This window comes from Burkholderia alba, assembly GCF_034721475.1.
In the GTDB taxonomy this organism is placed as follows: domain Bacteria; phylum Pseudomonadota; class Gammaproteobacteria; order Burkholderiales; family Burkholderiaceae; genus Burkholderia; species Burkholderia alba.
Genome location: NZ_JAWJWL010000023.1, coordinates 53432 through 69408, shown reverse-complemented (window position 1 = coordinate 69408; position 15977 = coordinate 53432). Strand labels below are relative to the sequence as shown.

Sequence of the window (15977 nt, the reverse complement as noted above, 5' to 3'; positions counted from 1 at the left end):
GCCGCTCCCATGCGGACAGGCTCACGTCACCGGGGCAGCAGCTTCCCGCTGATGTTGATCGAAACCGGCTCGGCCGGTAGCGGGTAGAGCCGCTCCCCGGGCGTGGCGAGATCGATCTCGGCGAGGACGACTTCCATCAGCGTCGTGTTGTCGTAAGTCCGGACGCCGAAGCTCGGCGCGCTGAGCGTCTTGACCACGGCCCATTGCGTGTAATCGTCATCCACCTTGCCGAGCGTCGACGGCAGCGATGCGCTGGTGCCGAGCGGGATATCCACGATGTTCAGCAGATGCAGCGCGAGGTTGCGCGCGGCCGCCGCGTTCGCGGGTTGCTTCGCGAAGCGCTTCTCGAAGACGGTGCGGATGAAGCGGGACGGCGGCGTCGAATCCCCGGGCAAGCCCCTCATGCCGCTGCCGTGACCGGCGGGGCTGAAGAGCGTGCCGCCTATCTCGATCGGCTCGGCGTCCCGGGCCTGCAGGCCGACGAAGTTGCCGATGTTCGAGAGATGCCACGGAAAGGCCGGCGCGTTCGTCAGCACGGCAACGGGATTGTCGTAAATCACGGGCTGGCCGGACGGGTCGGTGAATTCGATCACGATGCTGTTGCCGTCCCTGTCGTGAACGGACAGGTGAAGCGGGAGCTGCTTGTCGATTTCATGCCCGCCCCAGATCTCCACGCTGGCGAGGTTGTCCCCGACTTCTCCGGTCGTCGCGAAACTCGCGAGCAGCCAGTTCGCGAGTTGGGCGATCAGGAGCGCGCGGGAGGCGTCGCGTACCGTCGACGCGTAATGCGTGATGCCGGGCAGCCAAAGGCAGCCGACCGACAGGCCGGCTTCGTTGATGCCGTCCGTCACGATGTGGCTGCCGAATGCATTCATGCCGACCAGCCCGTACCGGCTGATCCAGTTCAGGCCGGGTGCCAGATGCGGGGAGGCGCTGTGCATCTTCGTGCCTCTGCCGACGACGAAGATCTCCGAGTGCAGCGCCGTGCCGAATTCCATGCTGCGGCCGTTCACGACGCTGCCGTCCGCGGCCTTGAGCAGAAAGTCCGTGCACATGGCGGTCTCCCGATATTTGTTGATCGTATCGTAGGACAAACTTCGCGAAAGTCGACCCATGTCGTGGCCGGCGCGGTACGCGTTACGTTACATCTCCGGACGATTCGGCGGGAATGCCGGTCTTCCCGCCGCGATGAAGGCACGTGGAACGGGCCGTAACGGTGTCGACCGGCGTCGTCCGGACCGCCTGCCGACAAGCCTGAGCGGCACGCGGCGGGGTCCGGCAGCGTGCCGCGCGCCCGCTTTGGGCGAGGCTGGTACGAATTCTGCAATGCATTGGGCATGAGAACCGCGCCGCCGGCCGGCGCGGGTTCGTGACAACCGCCGGCCGTGTCCACCGGACACGGCCGCCCAACCGCAGAGCGGGGCAAAACATGGACGCGCTCCCGAATCAATCAGATGCGCAATTCCAGGCTTTTCTGGCCAAGCTGCTCGAACGGCCCGAACCGGGCTGGAGCGAGAAGCAGCAGATCGAACTCGACATGGCGCGCATCCTGTCGACCGAGATGGTGCAGATCGCCGAGCGCCTGCGCGCCGATGCCACCGATATCGACAGCGGCATCGCGCTGCTCAAGCGCGCCAAGGTGCTCGATTTCATCCTGACGTCGCTCGCCGCGCGCCGGGACATCAATCCGCAGACGCTGCGCATCATCTTCCGGCTTGCCAGCCTCAAGGTCAGCGACGCCTATCCGGAGTGAGTTTTCCCCGACGCAGGCCGGCAGTCGCGGCGGGACGGGGCGGCAGGCGGCGCGCGCGGCTCGGCCCGACGCATGTCGTCGGCATGCGCCGCGGCGCGGCAACGCGCGCCCCGCGCGCGGTCCCATCAATCCAGCGGCGGCACGATGCCTTCGGCCAGCGTCTTCAGCAGCCGCGCGCGGCGGCGTTCGAGATCCGCTATCTGGCGCTCGATGGAGGCCAGCCGCTTGCGCTGCGCGTCGGTGGTGACCGTGCACGCGTTCGCGCCTTCGATCATCCGCATGCAGTCGGGGAACGCGCGGATGTCCGCCAGACTGAAACCCGTCGCGATCATCCGCTGGATCTGCCTGACCTGGACGACAGCCGCATCCGGGAACGTGCGGTAGCCGTTGTCGGCGCGCATGGACGTGAGAAGGCCCTGTTCGTCGTAGTGACGAATCGAGCGGACGCTCGCACCGGTCGCGCGTGCCAGTTCGCCGATGGTCAACGGGTGTTGCGTGGTGGATGGGCGCATGAAAAAAAGCATAGCATTTCCGCTTGACCCTCACATCAGTGTGAGCGTCGAGACTCGGGACATCTCAACCACCCGGAGTCCGGTTCATGTCCCGTCTCATGTTTCGTCGCATCCTGTGCGCGCTGGCCGCGCTGCTGGCCATGTCGTCGTCCGCGCTTGCGGAGATGACGCGTTACACGGTCACCGCGCCGGACGGCGTCGCGCTGTCGGTCCAGGCGTCCGGCAACCCCGACGGCCCCGCGATCGTGTTCATTCACGGACTGCTCGGCAGCCATCTCGACTGGGAGGCGCAGCGGCAGGCCCCCGCGCTGCAGCGCTACCGCATCATCAGCTACGACCTGCGCGGCCACGGTCTGTCCGGCAAGCCGGCGGACGCCGGCGCCTATCGCGACGGGCGGCGCTGGGCGGACGACCTCGCCGCGGTGATCGCGGCGTCGCACGCGCGCAATCCGGTATTGGTCGGGTGGTCGCTGGGCGGCGCCGTGATGTCGAACTACCTGGCGGCGTATGGCGATAACGGGATCGCCGGGGCCGTGTATGTCGACGGCGTGATCGAACTGAAGCCGGAGCAGATCGTGCCGCATCCGGCGGTGTATCGCGACATGGTCTCCCCCGATCTGAAAACCCACCTCGATGCGGTGCGCACGTTCCTCGGCCTGTGCTTCCGCACGCCGCCCGAGCGGGCGACGTTCGAGCGCCTGCTCGCGAATGCCGCGATGGCGTCGTGGGACATGCAGCGCGCGGTTCAGTCGATGACGGTCGCGGCGCCCGAAGGCCTCGGCAACGCGCGGGTTCCGATCCTGCTGATCTACGGCGAGCGCGATGCGCTCGTTCAGGCCGGGCCTGCGATGGCGCGCGCGGTCGCGCTGAACCCGCGCATCACGAGCAAGCTTTACGCGGAGTCGGGCCACGCGCCGTTCATCGAGGAGCCGGACCGGTTCAATCGCGATCTGGCCGCGTTCGTCGAGGCCGCCGCGCCGCGCTAGGCCGGCAGCGAACCGGGGCGCCGACGGGAGGAGATGCGCGGCCGGGCGGCGATGCCGGGCCGGATGGGGCGCGCCGCGCATCGCGATCACGGCAGCGACGGCAATGCGCGCGATGCGGCGCGCGGCGCACGGGCATCGTTCAGTGCGCGCACGATCGCGTCCCGCACGGCGGCCGGGCGCAGCATCAGGTAGAAATGGCCGCCGTCGAAGTCGTGGAACGTCACCGGCTGCCGCGATGCGCGGGCCCAGTCCTGCAGCCCCGCCGGGCTCGCCACCGGATCGTCGCGGCCGCTGAATACCGTGACGGGCAGCGGCAGGGCCGTGGCCGCCGGCAGCGGGAAGCAGGCCTCGACCAGATGGAAATCGGCGCGGGCCATGTCGAGCAGCATGGCCTTCAGTTCCGCGTGCTCGGCTACTTCGCGCGGCGTGCCGCCGAGCGACACCATGTAGTCGATGATGCCCTCGTCCGATCGCAGATGGACCGGCGCACCGGTGCGCCGGGCATGCCGATGCGGATAGAAGGGCGCTTCGGCGGCGGACGCGCCGAGCCAGACCGGCGGGTGTCCGAGCTGCGTCATGTCGCACGCGAAACAGTAGCCGACGAGCGCGCCCATGCTGTGCCCGAACACCGCATAATCACGCGGCAGCAGAGGCTGCAGTTCGCGAAGGTGCGTCAGTACCTCGGGCAGCGTGGCGAGTGCGGGTGTCTGGAGGTTGCGGCCCCGGCCCGGCAATTCGATGAGCCATACCTCGATGTCGGCGGGAAAGCCCAATGCCCAGCGGTGATAGCTGGTCGCGGCGCCGCACGCGTGATGGAAGACCAGCAGGTGGTGCCGTGCCGCATCGCGCTTGACGGGAATGGTGATCGTGCTGGGTAGCGAGGCCATGCAGGGCGGCTCCGGGTTGGAAGAGACGGTCGGCTTCAGGTGTGTCGAGCCGGGGCGGGACAGCCGGCGGCGACGCGTATCGCGTGTCGGCCGCGCACAACGCATGCGGCCGCGGAAAGCGTCATGGTAGCGTTCGGGGCGCGTGTCTTGCGAGCATAACTTGCGGCGGCGCGGCATCGGAGCGAGGGCAACCGATCGCGGCGCGGCGCGAATGCGCTCGACGGCCGGCTCGCGCGGAGGGCCCGGACGCTTCGGCGATGGCCGGTTTGAATCGGCCGCACGGCGAGGAGCGGGTTCGCGGCCGCGATCGGCCGACCCGGCCGGGCGGATCCTATCGGGAGGAGAGAAGAACATGACGATCAGCGTGCGTCGCGCGCGGGCCGGAGACATCCCGGCACTGCGCGCGCTGTATCTGAGCGCGCGCCGCGAAACCTTCGTCTGGCAGCCGGCCGCCGCGTTCCAGCTGGCGGACTTCGATATGCAGACGCGGGACGAATGGCAATGGATCGCCGAACACGACGGCGAACTGGCTGGCTTCATTTCGCTCTGGGAGCCGGACCGCTTCATTCACCATCTCTATGTGGACCGGTCGCGGCATCGCCGTGGCGTCGGCGGGGCCTTGCTGCGCGCATTGCCGGACTGGCCCGCGACGCGCTACCGCCTCAAATGCCTGTGCGCCAACGGCGCGGCGCTGGCGTTCTACCGCGCATGCGGGTTCGCGGAGATCGGCGCCGGCACGGCGGACGACGGCGATTACCTGCTGCTGGAATCGGGCGGCGACGGCCGTCCGCCGTTCGCGTAGCGTCTCGCCGGGGCGAGCCTGCCCCGGCGCTGTCCGCCAGGCTGGACCCACGGCTCCGCCCCCTCTCTGTTCCGCCCGGCGCCACCGGCGCCTTGCACAGTCCGCCCCCATCCTCTATGATTACATCACTCAATGTAACTGTTTATGATGGTTTGATTTAACTGGGCGACCGCTCCCCAATTTCCGGGTCGATTCGGGAAGGGTGTCGAGGTGGGTCGCACGGATCGTCCGGACCGGACGACAGGGAGACATATCGTGACATCTATCGTTCGCCGCGACATCCGCTTTGCCCTGCCCCCCGATCGCGCCTGCGACTGGCACGGCGAGGGCGTCGCCACCACCCACCTCTACAACGCGCTATCGCTGCTGTTTCCGGCCGGCGAACGCTTCTTCATGGATTCGGTGCGCAACTACCGGGACCGGATCGAGGATCCGGAGCTGAAGCGGGAAATCGTCGGCTTCATCGGCCAGGAGGCGATGCACACCCGCGAGCACGTCGAGTACAACGACCTGCTGCAGGCGGCCGGGATGCCCGCGCACAAGATCGACGCGCGGCTCTGGGCCGTGCTGGGCTGGATGAAGAAGGTGCTGCCGCATTCGATGCAGCTTGCGATCACGATCGCGCTTGAGCATTACACCGCGATGTTCGCCGACCTGCTGCTCGCGAAGCGCGTGCCGCTCGCCGAGGGCTCGGTCGACGGCTACGTGCAGATGTGGCAATGGCACGCGATGGAGGAGACCGAGCACAAGTCGGTCGCCTACGACGTGTGGCTCACGGTGATGAAGCCCGGCCCGAAGCGCTATCTGATCCGCACCGGGGCGATGCTGTTCACCAGCGTGCTGTTCTGGGGCACGGTGTTCGAGTTCCACGTGCATCTGTTGAACGCGCATCGTCGCCGGGTCGGCGAGGTCACGGGATTCGGCAAGCTCGTCAAGTTTCTGTTCGGGCCGCGCAAGGGTGTCTTCGCGCAGATCGCGCTTGAATGGCTGAGCTACTTCCGGCCCGGCTTCCACCCGTGGGACCAGGACAATCGTGCTCACCTGCAGCGCCTGGACGGCCTGCTGGCCGCGATCGACGCGACCAACGCGCGGTACGCGGCCGAAGCGGCGCCGCGTCGCGTGCCGCTGCATCCGCTGCCGCACGCGGGCGCTTGAGCGGCGCCGCGAGACGCCCGCGCCGGCCTCCGGGCTGCCCGCGCCGGTTGCCCGCCGGCGGCCGTTCGAGCCGCGACGTCGCGGCGGCCGGACGGCCGTTCGCGCATCCGGTGCCGGAGCGCCGCCGCCGGCTCGTGCGCCGTGTCCCGGCGCGCGCGTGCGGTTCCGGCTGATTCCGGCGACCTGGCCGCACGCCATTTCCCCTGCGGAGCAACGCATGTCCTCAATCCATTCGGGCACGCCGGTCGGCCGCCGCGATGTCTCTCCGTGGCTGCCGCTCGCCATCCGGCTGCTCGCCGCCGGCTTCGTCGTGTTCTTCGGCGCGGCGATCGTGGTGGTCCTGACCGGCCTCGACCGCACGCTTGTCACCCGGCCGGCGGGACGGCTCGTGCTGCGCCTCATCCGCTGGGGCGGCCTCGACGGCACGGGCGCGCACTACGAACTGATGATCTCGGTGGTCTATGTCGTCTGGGGCGTCTACCTGTGGCGCGCCGCGGCGAATCCGCTCGCGCACCGGCTGTTTCTCGATTTCACGGTGGTGGCCAACGCCGCGCATTTCGGCCTGATGTTCTTCCAGGGGATGCGGATGCCCGACGAGCGCATCCACCTGATCGGCGACGTGCCGCTCGGCTGGGCCGGGCTGGTCTTGATGGCGGTGTTCTGGCTGCGCGAGCGGGGCAAGGCGCGGCAATGACGGCCCGCCCGCGCCGGCGCGCCGCGCGGGTTCCGGGCCCGCCGGCGGCACCGCGCCGCAAGCAGCGCGGGCGAATCGGGTAGAATCCGCGCTGCGCAAAAAAGCGTCCGGCGCGGCTGCCCGAATCATTCCCGGCTGACGCGCCGCCATCCGTTCCGGGGACGCATCGCGTCCCGGAGCGTATCCGAAGCGGGGCGGAACGCATCGCCCGCCTGCTCCTTGCACGCCCGTTATGTCAGCCCATCCGAATTCCGACAATTCCACCTCCTCCTCGAATCCTCCCCAGCTTCATCGCAGCCTGAAAGCCCGCCATCTGACGATGATCGCGATCGGCGGCTCGATCGGCACAGGCCTGTTCGTCGCGTCCGGCGCGTCGATCTCGCAGGCCGGGCCGGGCGGCGCGATGCTCGCCTACCTGCTGATCGGGCTGATGGTCTACTGCCTGATGACGAGCCTCGGCGAGATGGCCGCGTTCATGCCGGTGTCCGGGTCGTTCGCGACCTACGGCGCGAAATACGTCGAGGAAGGCTTCGGCTTCGCGCTCGGCTGGAACTACTGGTACAACTGGGCGGTGACGATCGCGGTCGAACTGGTGGCCGCGCAGTTGGTGATGCACTACTGGTTTCCCGACATACCCGGGGTGTGGTGGAGCGCGCTGTTCCTCGGCGTGATGTTCCTGCTCAACGTGCTGACGGTGCGCGGCTTCGGGGAAGCCGAATACTGGTTCGCGCTGATCAAGGTGGTCACGGTGATCGCGTTCATCGGCGTGGGGCTGTTGATGATCGTCGGCATCATGAAGGGCGGCCCGCAGACGGGCTGGAGCAATCTCACGATCGGCGACGCGCCGTTCGCGGGCGGCCTGCCCGCGATGATGGGCGTCGCGATGATCGCCGGCTTCTCGTTCCAGGGCACCGAGCTGATCGGCATCGCGGCGGGCGAATCGGAGAACCCGCGCACGACGATTCCGCGCGCGGTGCGTCAGGTGTTCTGGCGGATCCTGCTGTTTTACGTGCTGGCGATCTTCGTGATCGGCATGCTGATTCCCTACACCGATCCGAGCCTGCTCAAGAGCGACGTGACCGACGTCGGCGTGAGTCCGTTCACGCTGGTGTTCCGTCACGCGGGTCTGGCGTTCGCGGCGGGCGTGATGAACGCGGTGATTCTCACCGCCGTGCTGTCGGCCGGCAATTCGGGCATGTATGCGTCGACGCGGATGCTGTACAACCTCGCGACCGAGGGCCGCGCGCCGAGGCTGTTCGCGAAGCTGTCGCCGGGCGGCGTGCCGCGCAACGCGCTTTATGCGACGACGGCGGTCGGCGCGCTGTGCTTCCTGTCGTCGCTGTACGGCGACAAGACCGTGTACCTGTGGCTCCTTAACACGTCGGGGATGACGGGCTTCATCGCGTGGCTCGGGATCGCGGTCAGCCACTACCGGTTCCGCAAGGGCTTCATCCGGCAGGGCTACAGCGTCGACCAGTTGCCGTACCAGTCGAAGCTGTTCCCGTACGGGCCGATCTTCGCGTTCGTGCTGTGCCTCGTGATCGCGCTCGGCCAGGACTATCAGGCGTTCCTGTCGAACCGCATCGACTGGATCGGCGTGCTCGCAACCTACATCGGCATCCCGTTGTTCCTCGTGGTGTGGCTCGGCTATCGCGTCGTGAACAAGAGCCGCTTCATCCGCTACGAGGACATGGAGATCGCGCCGTGGATGACGGGCGGCGCGGCGTCGCCGAATGCGCGCCGCGCGGCGCTGCCCGTGAACCCCGAAACCACCGCGTGACGGGAGCCGAGCGAGCGATCGACGGGGAGCCGGACGGCTCCCCGTTTTGTTTTGGGCGGCGAGGGCGTGTCGGGCGCCGATCCACGAGCATGGGCATCGGCGCGACGGCGATCGAACCGCCTGTCGGCTGCCCGTTCCGTGCGTTCGCGTATTCAACCGTCAAACATCATCAAGGCTGCCGCCGCTGGACGGCGTGCGTCAACTGAGCGTCCGCATCGAACGTTATTCAAGCGTCGGACACAACACTCGACACCCCCAAACAAGAGGAGATTCACCATGAAACGCGCAGCCGTGATTGCCGCACTTGCGGGCCTGGTCTCGTTGAACGCATTCGCGCAGACGCCGGCCGCGCCGATGGTGCCGGAGCAGCACGCCGGACCGGCGATGTCCGCGCCGCATCACGCGGCACCGAAGCACAAGCATCATCGTCATCATCACAAGGCGAAGGCGCACAAGTCGATGGCCGACAAGCATTGACATTGACCGCCCGACGCCGTCGCCGCGCGACGCGCCCGGGCGGCGGCGACTGTTCCGTCGGCCGCCGTTTTACCTCATCGATGCCTCACCGTGAATTTGAATTCCCTCTCGCGTTTTTTGTCTTGCGTCATCCTGCTCGGCGTGACGATCGCCACCACCGCGCAGGCGGCCTACAAGGAAGAATGGCTCGGCGGCAAGCCGTCCAGGCCGGTTGCGGCGGCGCCCGCCAAGCCGGCAAAGCGGGCCGCTCAGCACCCGCAGGCGAAAGTCGCGACGCCGCGCAAGCAGGCAGTGCGCAAAGTCGCGCATCCCGCCGCGGCCTCCGATCCGATTGCGGAGATCGCTGCGCGCCACACCGAACAGAAGAAGCGCGTTGCGCCGCCGAAGCGGGCGGCCAGTCGAGCTTCCTGATGCGGTGAATGATCGCCCATCGATGAACGGCATCCTGCGGGATGCTTTTTTTATGGTTGTCGAATGCCCAGCGCCGACCGTCGACTGTCGGCGTCGAGATGCGCACGCATTTGCCCGCGCGAATGCCCCGCTTCGACTTGAGCAAACGCCTCGGCAAAACGATGCGCGATCTCCTCGACGCAGCACGCGAATCCTCGCAAGAGACCGGATTGCCCGCGCATGCCGTGCGCCGCATCGACGCCACGCGCGCGGCGATCAGTCGATCCGCACGCCATCCCAGCGCCGTGCAAGTGCGATACACGCGGGCAGCAGCAACGCCCAGCCGACCGCGAGCGTGACGAGTGCCGCTCCGCTATCCGTGAAATGCACCGCGCCGAGTGCGGCGCCCGCGCGAAACGACAGCGGACCGGCCGCCGCACCCAGGCAGGCGCTCGAGATGGGGCGGACCCGCAACCAGCGGAACAGGACGTTGAGCTGGATCGCGAAGAGCGCCCACAGCGCGGCCATCCAGTAAGGCGCGGTGCCGGCGATCAGCACGCCGTTCGGATAGACCAGCAGGCCGGACTTCGCGACGGCGCTGTCCCAGAGCCAGCCCGCGAGCATCACGGTCGCCACGAGGCGTGCCTCGCGTGCCGGCCGCGCACTGACGGCGAGGTGCAAGGCGACCATCGCCGCCGCGAACACGACGCCCAGCCAGCCGTGCCCGCGCGCCGCGCTCATCACGCAGACGAACCAGCCCGCCTGGCATGCCACGGCATATCCGCCAATACGCGCGTCGCGATGAGGCGGCGGCGCGGCGGCAGCGGATGAACGGGTCGGCGGCGGCATGAACGGCGTGTCCCGAATGTATGCTGGGGGCTAATGCCCGCCGACCGGCGGCCGCGATGCCGGCGCTGCCGAACGTGCCGAACGTGCCGAACGTGCCGAACGTGCCGAACGTGCCGATTCGGCAGCGGTCGCGCGGAACGACGAAGCACGGGAGTCTGCTTGCGCCGAGTCGTCGTGACGGCTGCCCGCCGCGATGCCATGACGGGCGCCGAGGTGGATGCCGGGACCCCCGTCGGAATCGCTGCCGCAGCTGCCCCGTCGCGCGTTCCCGACGTCGCTCACGATTTCCCTCCGCCGTTCATCCGCCTGTCACCGCGCATCGCCCAGCAACTGCCGGCGCAAGGTTTTCGCGCGCGTGCGCGGATCGAGCCAGATGCCGAAGAACGCTCGCGCGAAAGCGGGATCGTCCACCTCCGCCGTCGGCCGGCCGTTCGCGTAAAAGCGCGCGCCCTTGCCGGGCAGGTACACGCCGCACAGCGTATCGCCGGGGGCGACGTCGCCGAATGCGCGCGCCATGTCCGCGCGCCACGCGGCCTGCGTGGCGGCGGACAGCGGCGCGGCGGCGAGCCGTTCGATCTCCCCGAGCCCGGTGTCGACCAGACGTTCGCTTTTGATCGCGCGCCGGTAGGTCAGCAGCAGCGCGAACGGCATATCGAATCCCGCGTCGCCGTTCCGCGCCCACAGTTCGGCGTCGTACAGGCAGAAGCCCAGTACGCAGAACGCGCCCGAGCCGACCCGTTGCGCGGGGGCGATGTCGTCGCGCCAGCCGCCGTGCGCCGCCGACGCGCACAGCAGCGCCAGCGCCGCGAGCCATCGCGATGCGCGCCGCACGTCAGCCCTCGCGACCGACGACAAAGTGCCGGACATCGGTGCGCCCCTCGGTGAACCCCGCTTCGCAGTACGCGAGATAGAGCCGCCAGGTCCGGATGAACGTGTCGTCGAAACCCAGCGCGCGCACCGCGTCGAGCCGGCTTTCGAACGCGCCGAGCCAGTGCTGGAGCGTGCGCGCGTAGTCGATGCCGAAGCTCAGCGAAGACGTCGCGTGCAGGCCGGCGTCGCGCGCCGCGCGGATGAAGCGCTCGGGGCTCGGCAGCATGCCGCCCGGGAAAATGTACTCGCGGATGAAGTCGCTCGATGCGCGGTACGCGGCGAACAGCCGGTCGTCGATCGTGATCGACTGCACGAGCGCACGCGCGCCCGGCGCGAGCCGCGCTTTCAGCACGCCGAAGTAGGTCGGCCAGAACGCTTCGCCGACCGCCTCGAACATTTCGATCGACACGATCGCGTCGTACTGCCCGTCGAGGTCGCGGTAGTCGCGCAGTTCAACGGCGGCGAGATCGCCGGCGCCCGCTGCGCGCAGCCGCGCCGTCGCAACCGCGTGCTGGTTCGGCGAGATCGTCACGCCATGCACGCGGATGCCCAGGCGCGCGGCATGCAGCGCGAAGCCGCCCCAGCCGCAGCCGATCTCCAGCACGCGCATGCCGGCGCGCAAGCCGAGCACGTCGACGATGCGCTGATACTTCGCTGCCTGCGCCGCTTCGAGCGTCAAGGTGTCGGCACCGGCGAACAGCGCGCTTGAATAGGTCCATGTCGAGTCGAGCCAGAGTGCGTAGAAATCGTTGCCCAGGTCGTAATGCGCGTGGATGTTGCGGCGGCTGCCCGCGCGGGTGTTGAGCCGCAGGCGGTGGCGCAGGCCGTACCAGCGCTGCGCGATGCGATTGCCGGTCACGGTGCGCGACAGCGCCGCTTCGTTGCGGATCGCGAGCCGCAGCAGCGCGCTCGGATCGGGGGTGTCGAGCCATCGGTCGCGATACGCGTCCGCGAAGCCGATATCGCCCGCGCGCAGGATGGCGCGGCACGCGCGCCAATCGAGCAGCTGCAGCGTCGCGGAGGGGGGCTGGTGCGGATCGCCGAACACGCTGCGGCCGCCGTCGGGCGTCACGAGCACCAGGTGGCCGTGGCGGATGCGGCGCAGGAGCGCGATGAAGAGCCGGGCCGACGGCGGCATGGCGGCGTGAGCCGAGAAGGTCCGCAACAGGGTCATGATCGGGCCTCGTGATCGGAGCGCGGCGAAGGGGATGCGGCGAGCGTCGCCGACGGCGGCGTCCTGCCGTAAAACGGCACGCGCTTGAGCCAGAGGCGTAGCGCCTGCCAGTGGATCCGCGCGACCACGCCGAGCGCCATCGCCGGCTGCGCGAGCGCGATGCGTATCGCACGCCCGGCGGTGAGCGGATACGCGCGCAGGCCGATGGCCGTGCGCAGCAGGAGGCCGTCGGGGGCGCGGTAATCGATCGCGACGCGGCTCCATCCGGACGATTGCCGTACGCGGAATACGTAGTCGCCCGCGACGTCGCAGAACGGCGACACGTGGAAGGTCTTGCGGCAGCACAGCGGCGTGGCGGCGTCGATCGGCGCGTGATCGGGGGCGCTCAGCAGATAGCCGTGATGCGCGCCGAAGGTGTTGCGCACGTCGGCGTACAGCGCGCGCAGGTGTCCCGCGCGGTCGTGGCAGAACCAGAAGCTGACCGGGTTGAATGCATGGCCGAACACGCGCGGAATCGTCTGCAGCCAGATGGCGCCGTCCGCGGGAATGGCCGCATCGGCGAGCCGTTCGCGCATCCATACGTCGAGATCGCGGCCGTCGCGCGGGCCGTAGTCGGCCGTCGACATCCCGAGCGGCGCCCAGCGATCGATCCCGAACCACCACGCGTCGAGTTCGGCGAGCCGCGCGAGATCGCAGCGCACGCAGAACAGCGGATAGTCGAAGCGATGACGGACCGGGCGCACGCGTTCATGCATCACACGTCCGATCAGCAGCAGGCCGGCGGCGTCCGGAGCGTTCATCGCGCGGCCCAGCCCGGCAGCACGCCGAAGTCGGCGGCGACGTTCAGCGCCGACTTCAGTCCGTCTTCGTGAAAACCGTACCCCGCCCAAGCGCCCGCGAACCAGGTGCGTCGGCGGCCTTGCAGCGAGGGCAGGTGCTGCTGCGCGTCGATCGCGGCGAGGTCGAGCAGCGGGTGTTCGTAGACGTAGCGCCCGAGTTCGTGTCCCGGACCCGGTTCGGCGACCGGATTGAGCGTGACGACGACCGGCGAGGCGAACGGCAGCGGCTGCAGCTGGTTGATCAGGTAGCTGACGCAGACCGGCCGAGCGTGTCCGTTCGCGCGGCCGCCGAGGTAGTTCCATGCCGACCAGACGCGTCGGCGCTTGGGCAGTAGCGCGGCGTCGGTATGCAGTACCGCGATGTTGCGCTGATAGCGCACCGCGCCGAGCACGCGGCGTTCGTCGTCGTCCGCGTCGTCGAGCAGCGCGAGGCTGGTCGGCGCGTGGCTCGCGAGCACGATCGCGTCGAAGCGCTCGGGGCCGGCGTCGGTGATCACCGTTACCCCTGTCGCATCGCGCCGCACCTGCCGCACGGGCGTGCGTGCGCGGATGTCGTCGAGCGTCGCCGCGAGGCGCCGTACGTATTCGCGGCCGCCGCCCGCAACGGTTTGCCATGACGGCCGCCGGTTTACCTGCAGCAGCGCGTGATTCAGGCAGAAGCGCAGGAACGTGGCGGCCGGAAACCGCAGGATGTCCTGCGCGGCGCTCGACCAGATCGCCGCCGCCATCGGCACCAGATAGTGATGCTGGAACGGCGCGCCGTAGCTGCCTTCCGCCAGCAGTTCGCCGACCGAGCAGCGGGTGCGGGTCGCGATGTCGAGATGTCGCTGCGCCGATGCGTTGAAGCGCAGGATGTCGCGCAGCATGCCGATGAAGGTCGGCGAGAACGCATTGGCGCGCTGCGCGAACACCGTGTTCAGGCTGGAGCCGGCCCATTCCAGCCGCCCGCCGTCGAGCGATACCGAAAACGACATGTCGCTGCGATGCACGGCGACGCCCAGTTCGGCGAACAGCGCGATCAGGTTCGGATAGGTGCGTTCGTTGAATACCAGGAAGCCGGTGTCGACCGGATGCCGGATGCCGTCCAGCTCGACGTCGACGGTGTGCGTATGCCCGCCGAGATAGCCGTTCGCCTCGAACAGTGTCACGCGGTGCCGGCGCGACAGCAGATAGGCGCCGGCGAGTCCGGCGATGCCCGCGCCGACGACGGCGATCCGGCGGCCGGGCTGCAGGAACGCGTAGGGGCGAGTCATGGCGCGGTCTCCTCGGAGCGGGGGCGTGAGCGGCTTCGAGCAAACCCGGATGGGCGACGAAGCGCGCATGACGGAGATACGGGTCACAACGGAAAACGGATGCATGCGGATGGGTTGGCGGAGCGGGGGCGGGAGTCGGTCGTCGGGAATCCGTGATCGCGAATCGGGAGTCGAGAGTCGAGAGTCGAGAACCGAGAACCGAGAACCGAGAACCGAGAACCGAGAACCGAGAACCGAGAACCGAGAACCGAGAACCGGGAGTCGAGAACCGGGGGTCGAGAACCGAGAGTCGAGAACCGGGAGTCGAGAACCGGGACCAGGGCCGGCCGGCGTGCTCGCCCCCACCCGGTCTCCCCGCGGCAAGCCTTATCACTGCGCCCCCGCCCCCTCGCTTCGCCTGCCGATTCAGCGATCGGCCGCCGGATGGCCGGCGCCAAGCCGCACATGCCGCTTGTCGAACACATAATGCGCGACGCCCCATTCGCTGCCGCGCGCATAGCCGAACAGTTCGGCGACGGCCAGGTAGAACATCCGCCAGCGCTGGAACCAGATCGCGGCCGAGTCGCCGTACACGTCGGCCAGGATCGGCATGACCCGCTCGCGCGCGGCATCGAGCGATGCGAGCCACTGGTTCGCGGTGCGCGCGTAGTGGGTGCCGTTGACCCACCATTGGCGGGCGACGCGCAGATCGTCCTGGAAATTCAGCAGCAGCGCGGCGGACGGCATCGTGCCGCCGGTGAAGAAGTAGCGGGACATCCAGTCGCTGCCGTCGCGCACCGCGAAGTGGTACGCGAGCGTGCGATGCGCGAACAGGTGGACGAACAGCCGGCCGTCGTCGCGCAGCCAGCGCGAGATCTTGCGCAGCAGCAGCCCGTAGTTTTTCATGTGCTCGAACATCTCGACCGACAGCACGCGGTCGAATCCGGCCTCGGCCGCGTCGAATTCGATGTCGACGATATTGCCGGTGAGCACGCGCAGGTTCGACAGCCCGCCGCGCTGAGCGGCCGATTCGATGAAGGCGCGCTGCCCGCGCGAATTCGACAGCGCGACGATCTGCGCGCGCGGGTAGCGTTCGGCGAGCCACAGCGACAGCGAGCCCCAGCCGCAACCGAGATCGAGAATGCGCTGGCCGTCCGCGAGTTCGGCGCGCGCCGCGTACAGATCGAGCATGGCTTCTTCCGCGTCGGCGAGCGTTTCGCGTCCGGTCGGATAGTAGCCGCACGAATACTTGAGGCGCGGCCCGAGATGCGCGGCGAAGAAAGCGCCGGGCAATTCGTAATGTTGTGAATTGGCGGCCTTCGTCTCGATCGCGATCGGGCTCGCGCGCAGCTCGGCCAGCAACTGGTCGAGCGCACGGGTACGCGCCTCGCCGTCGTTGGCGTGCTCGTCGCGCAGGCGCGAGCGGATCAGCGTGCGCATGCCGGCGCGGATCAGCGGATCGGGCAGCCAGCCGTGTTCGCAGAGCCGGATCGGCCAGCCGTCGTCGAACGGAGAGGCGGCGTGGGGCGGGTGGGTCGTGGCATCGCGCATGGCGGCTCCTGGCGGGAGGGGCGGTT

The 15977-nt window shown here is 68.7% G+C and carries 17 protein-coding genes; 8 read left to right on the top strand and 9 right to left on the bottom strand.

The window, feature by feature from the left end; genetic code table 11:
• Positions 1–26: 26 nt before the first annotated feature.
• The gene (locus RZR99_RS24140; RefSeq protein ID WP_323122296.1) at positions 27–1055 is read right to left on the bottom strand and encodes a linear amide C-N hydrolase; all 1029 of its coding nucleotides are present in this window, start codon (positions 1053–1055) and stop codon (positions 27–29) included.
• 374 nt (positions 1056–1429) lie between these two features.
• Between RZR99_RS24140 and RZR99_RS24135 the strand changes: the two genes are divergently transcribed.
• Positions 1430–1753, top strand: a complete 324-nt coding sequence (locus RZR99_RS24135) for a DNA-binding protein (protein WP_323122356.1) — start codon at positions 1430–1432, stop codon at positions 1751–1753.
• A 125-nt stretch (positions 1754–1878) separates the two neighbouring features.
• On the opposite strand, the gene RZR99_RS24130 is transcribed toward RZR99_RS24135, so the two are convergent.
• Positions 1879–2277 carry a MerR family transcriptional regulator gene (locus tag RZR99_RS24130; RefSeq protein WP_407655495.1) on the bottom strand — a complete coding sequence of 133 codons (399 nt, stop codon included), beginning with the start codon at positions 2275–2277 and terminating at the stop codon, positions 1879–1881.
• Between the two features lie 74 nt (positions 2278–2351).
• Here RZR99_RS24130 and RZR99_RS24125 point away from each other — a divergent pair, with 74 nt between their 5' ends.
• Positions 2352–3251 carry an alpha/beta fold hydrolase gene (locus RZR99_RS24125; RefSeq protein WP_323122295.1) on the top strand — a complete coding sequence of 300 codons (900 nt, stop codon included), beginning with the start codon at positions 2352–2354 and terminating at the stop codon, positions 3249–3251.
• An 86-nt stretch (positions 3252–3337) separates the two neighbouring features.
• Here the strand turns inward: RZR99_RS24125 and RZR99_RS24120 are convergent, their stop codons facing one another.
• Positions 3338–4138 (bottom strand): thioesterase II family protein, encoded by an 801-nt coding sequence (locus RZR99_RS24120; RefSeq protein ID WP_323122294.1) that lies wholly within the window; start codon positions 4136–4138, stop codon positions 3338–3340.
• A 352-nt stretch (positions 4139–4490) separates the two neighbouring features.
• Between RZR99_RS24120 and RZR99_RS24115 the strand changes: the two genes are divergently transcribed.
• The 6 genes from RZR99_RS24115 (at position 4491) to RZR99_RS24090 (ending at position 9457) form a co-directional block, all read left to right on the top strand.
• A complete protein-coding gene (locus RZR99_RS24115) occupies positions 4491–4940 on the top strand; it encodes a GNAT family N-acetyltransferase (RefSeq protein ID WP_323122293.1) in 450 nt (149 codons plus the stop codon).
• Positions 4941–5195: 255 nt separating this feature from the next.
• On the top strand, positions 5196–6095 hold the full coding sequence (locus RZR99_RS24110; protein WP_323122292.1) for a metal-dependent hydrolase: 900 nt from the start codon (positions 5196–5198) through the stop codon (positions 6093–6095).
• A gap of 217 nt (positions 6096–6312) precedes the next feature.
• A complete protein-coding gene (locus RZR99_RS24105) occupies positions 6313–6789 on the top strand; it encodes a DUF6632 domain-containing protein (protein ID WP_323122291.1) in 477 nt (158 codons plus the stop codon).
• 232 nt (positions 6790–7021) lie between these two features.
• A complete protein-coding gene (locus tag RZR99_RS24100; protein WP_323122290.1) occupies positions 7022–8569 on the top strand; it encodes an amino acid permease in 1548 nt (515 codons plus the stop codon).
• Between the two features lie 276 nt (positions 8570–8845).
• A complete protein-coding gene (locus RZR99_RS24095; protein ID WP_323122289.1) occupies positions 8846–9046 on the top strand; it encodes a hypothetical protein in 201 nt (66 codons plus the stop codon).
• A gap of 141 nt (positions 9047–9187) precedes the next feature.
• Positions 9188–9457, top strand: a complete 270-nt coding sequence (locus RZR99_RS24090; protein ID WP_323122288.1) for a hypothetical protein — start codon at positions 9188–9190, stop codon at positions 9455–9457.
• Positions 9458–9712: 255 nt separating this feature from the next.
• Here RZR99_RS24090 and RZR99_RS24085 read toward each other — a convergent pair whose 3' ends face one another.
• From RZR99_RS24085 to RZR99_RS24060, 6 genes are all read right to left on the bottom strand, one after another.
• The gene (locus tag RZR99_RS24085) at positions 9713–10210 is read right to left on the bottom strand and encodes a DUF2878 domain-containing protein (RefSeq protein WP_323122287.1); all 498 of its coding nucleotides are present in this window, start codon (positions 10208–10210) and stop codon (positions 9713–9715) included.
• A gap of 384 nt (positions 10211–10594) precedes the next feature.
• A complete protein-coding gene (locus RZR99_RS24080) occupies positions 10595–11152 on the bottom strand; it encodes a chalcone isomerase family protein (RefSeq protein WP_323122286.1) in 558 nt (185 codons plus the stop codon).
• On the bottom strand, positions 11118–12329 hold the full coding sequence (locus RZR99_RS24075) for a cyclopropane-fatty-acyl-phospholipid synthase family protein (RefSeq protein WP_323122285.1): 1212 nt from the start codon (positions 12327–12329) through the stop codon (positions 11118–11120). Before RZR99_RS24075 ends, RZR99_RS24080 begins: the two co-directional genes overlap by 35 nt.
• A complete protein-coding gene (locus RZR99_RS24070) occupies positions 12326–13129 on the bottom strand; it encodes a DUF1365 domain-containing protein (RefSeq protein ID WP_323122284.1) in 804 nt (267 codons plus the stop codon). The genes RZR99_RS24075 and RZR99_RS24070 overlap by 4 nt, the downstream gene beginning before the upstream one ends.
• Positions 13126–14421 (bottom strand): NAD(P)/FAD-dependent oxidoreductase, encoded by a 1296-nt coding sequence (locus RZR99_RS24065; protein ID WP_323122283.1) that lies wholly within the window; start codon positions 14419–14421, stop codon positions 13126–13128. The genes RZR99_RS24070 and RZR99_RS24065 overlap by 4 nt, the downstream gene beginning before the upstream one ends.
• A gap of 405 nt (positions 14422–14826) precedes the next feature.
• Positions 14827–15951, bottom strand: coding sequence for an SAM-dependent methyltransferase (locus RZR99_RS24060; RefSeq protein ID WP_323122282.1), 1125 nt, complete (start codon positions 15949–15951; stop codon positions 14827–14829).
• Positions 15952–15977: the final 26 nt, after the last annotated feature.

What these genes read in the sequence shown, in the direction of transcription:
- RZR99_RS24140 (WP_323122296.1), bottom strand. Translation starts at nt 1,055, where the DNA reads ATGTGCACGGACTTTCTGCTCAAGGCCGCGGACGGCAGCGTCGTGAAC.
- RZR99_RS24135 (WP_323122356.1), top strand. Translation starts at nt 1,430, where the DNA reads ATGGACGCGCTCCCGAATCAATCAGATGCGCAATTCCAGGCTTTTCTG.
- RZR99_RS24130 (WP_407655495.1), bottom strand. Translation starts at nt 2,277, where the DNA reads ATGCTTTTTTTCATGCGCCCATCCACCACGCAACACCCGTTGACCATC.
- RZR99_RS24125 (WP_323122295.1), top strand. Translation starts at nt 2,352, where the DNA reads ATGTCCCGTCTCATGTTTCGTCGCATCCTGTGCGCGCTGGCCGCGCTG.
- RZR99_RS24120 (WP_323122294.1), bottom strand. Translation starts at nt 4,138, where the DNA reads ATGGCCTCGCTACCCAGCACGATCACCATTCCCGTCAAGCGCGATGCG.
- RZR99_RS24115 (WP_323122293.1), top strand. Translation starts at nt 4,491, where the DNA reads ATGACGATCAGCGTGCGTCGCGCGCGGGCCGGAGACATCCCGGCACTG.
- RZR99_RS24105 (WP_323122291.1), top strand. Translation starts at nt 6,313, where the DNA reads ATGTCCTCAATCCATTCGGGCACGCCGGTCGGCCGCCGCGATGTCTCT.
- RZR99_RS24100 (WP_323122290.1), top strand. Translation starts at nt 7,022, where the DNA reads ATGTCAGCCCATCCGAATTCCGACAATTCCACCTCCTCCTCGAATCCT.
- RZR99_RS24095 (WP_323122289.1), top strand. Translation starts at nt 8,846, where the DNA reads ATGAAACGCGCAGCCGTGATTGCCGCACTTGCGGGCCTGGTCTCGTTG.
- RZR99_RS24080 (WP_323122286.1), bottom strand. Translation starts at nt 11,152, where the DNA reads ATGTCCGGCACTTTGTCGTCGGTCGCGAGGGCTGACGTGCGGCGCGCA.
- RZR99_RS24075 (WP_323122285.1), bottom strand. Translation starts at nt 12,329, where the DNA reads ATGACCCTGTTGCGGACCTTCTCGGCTCACGCCGCCATGCCGCCGTCG.
- RZR99_RS24070 (WP_323122284.1), bottom strand. Translation starts at nt 13,129, where the DNA reads ATGAACGCTCCGGACGCCGCCGGCCTGCTGCTGATCGGACGTGTGATG.
- RZR99_RS24065 (WP_323122283.1), bottom strand. Translation starts at nt 14,421, where the DNA reads ATGACTCGCCCCTACGCGTTCCTGCAGCCCGGCCGCCGGATCGCCGTC.
- RZR99_RS24060 (WP_323122282.1), bottom strand. Translation starts at nt 15,951, where the DNA reads ATGCGCGATGCCACGACCCACCCGCCCCACGCCGCCTCTCCGTTCGAC.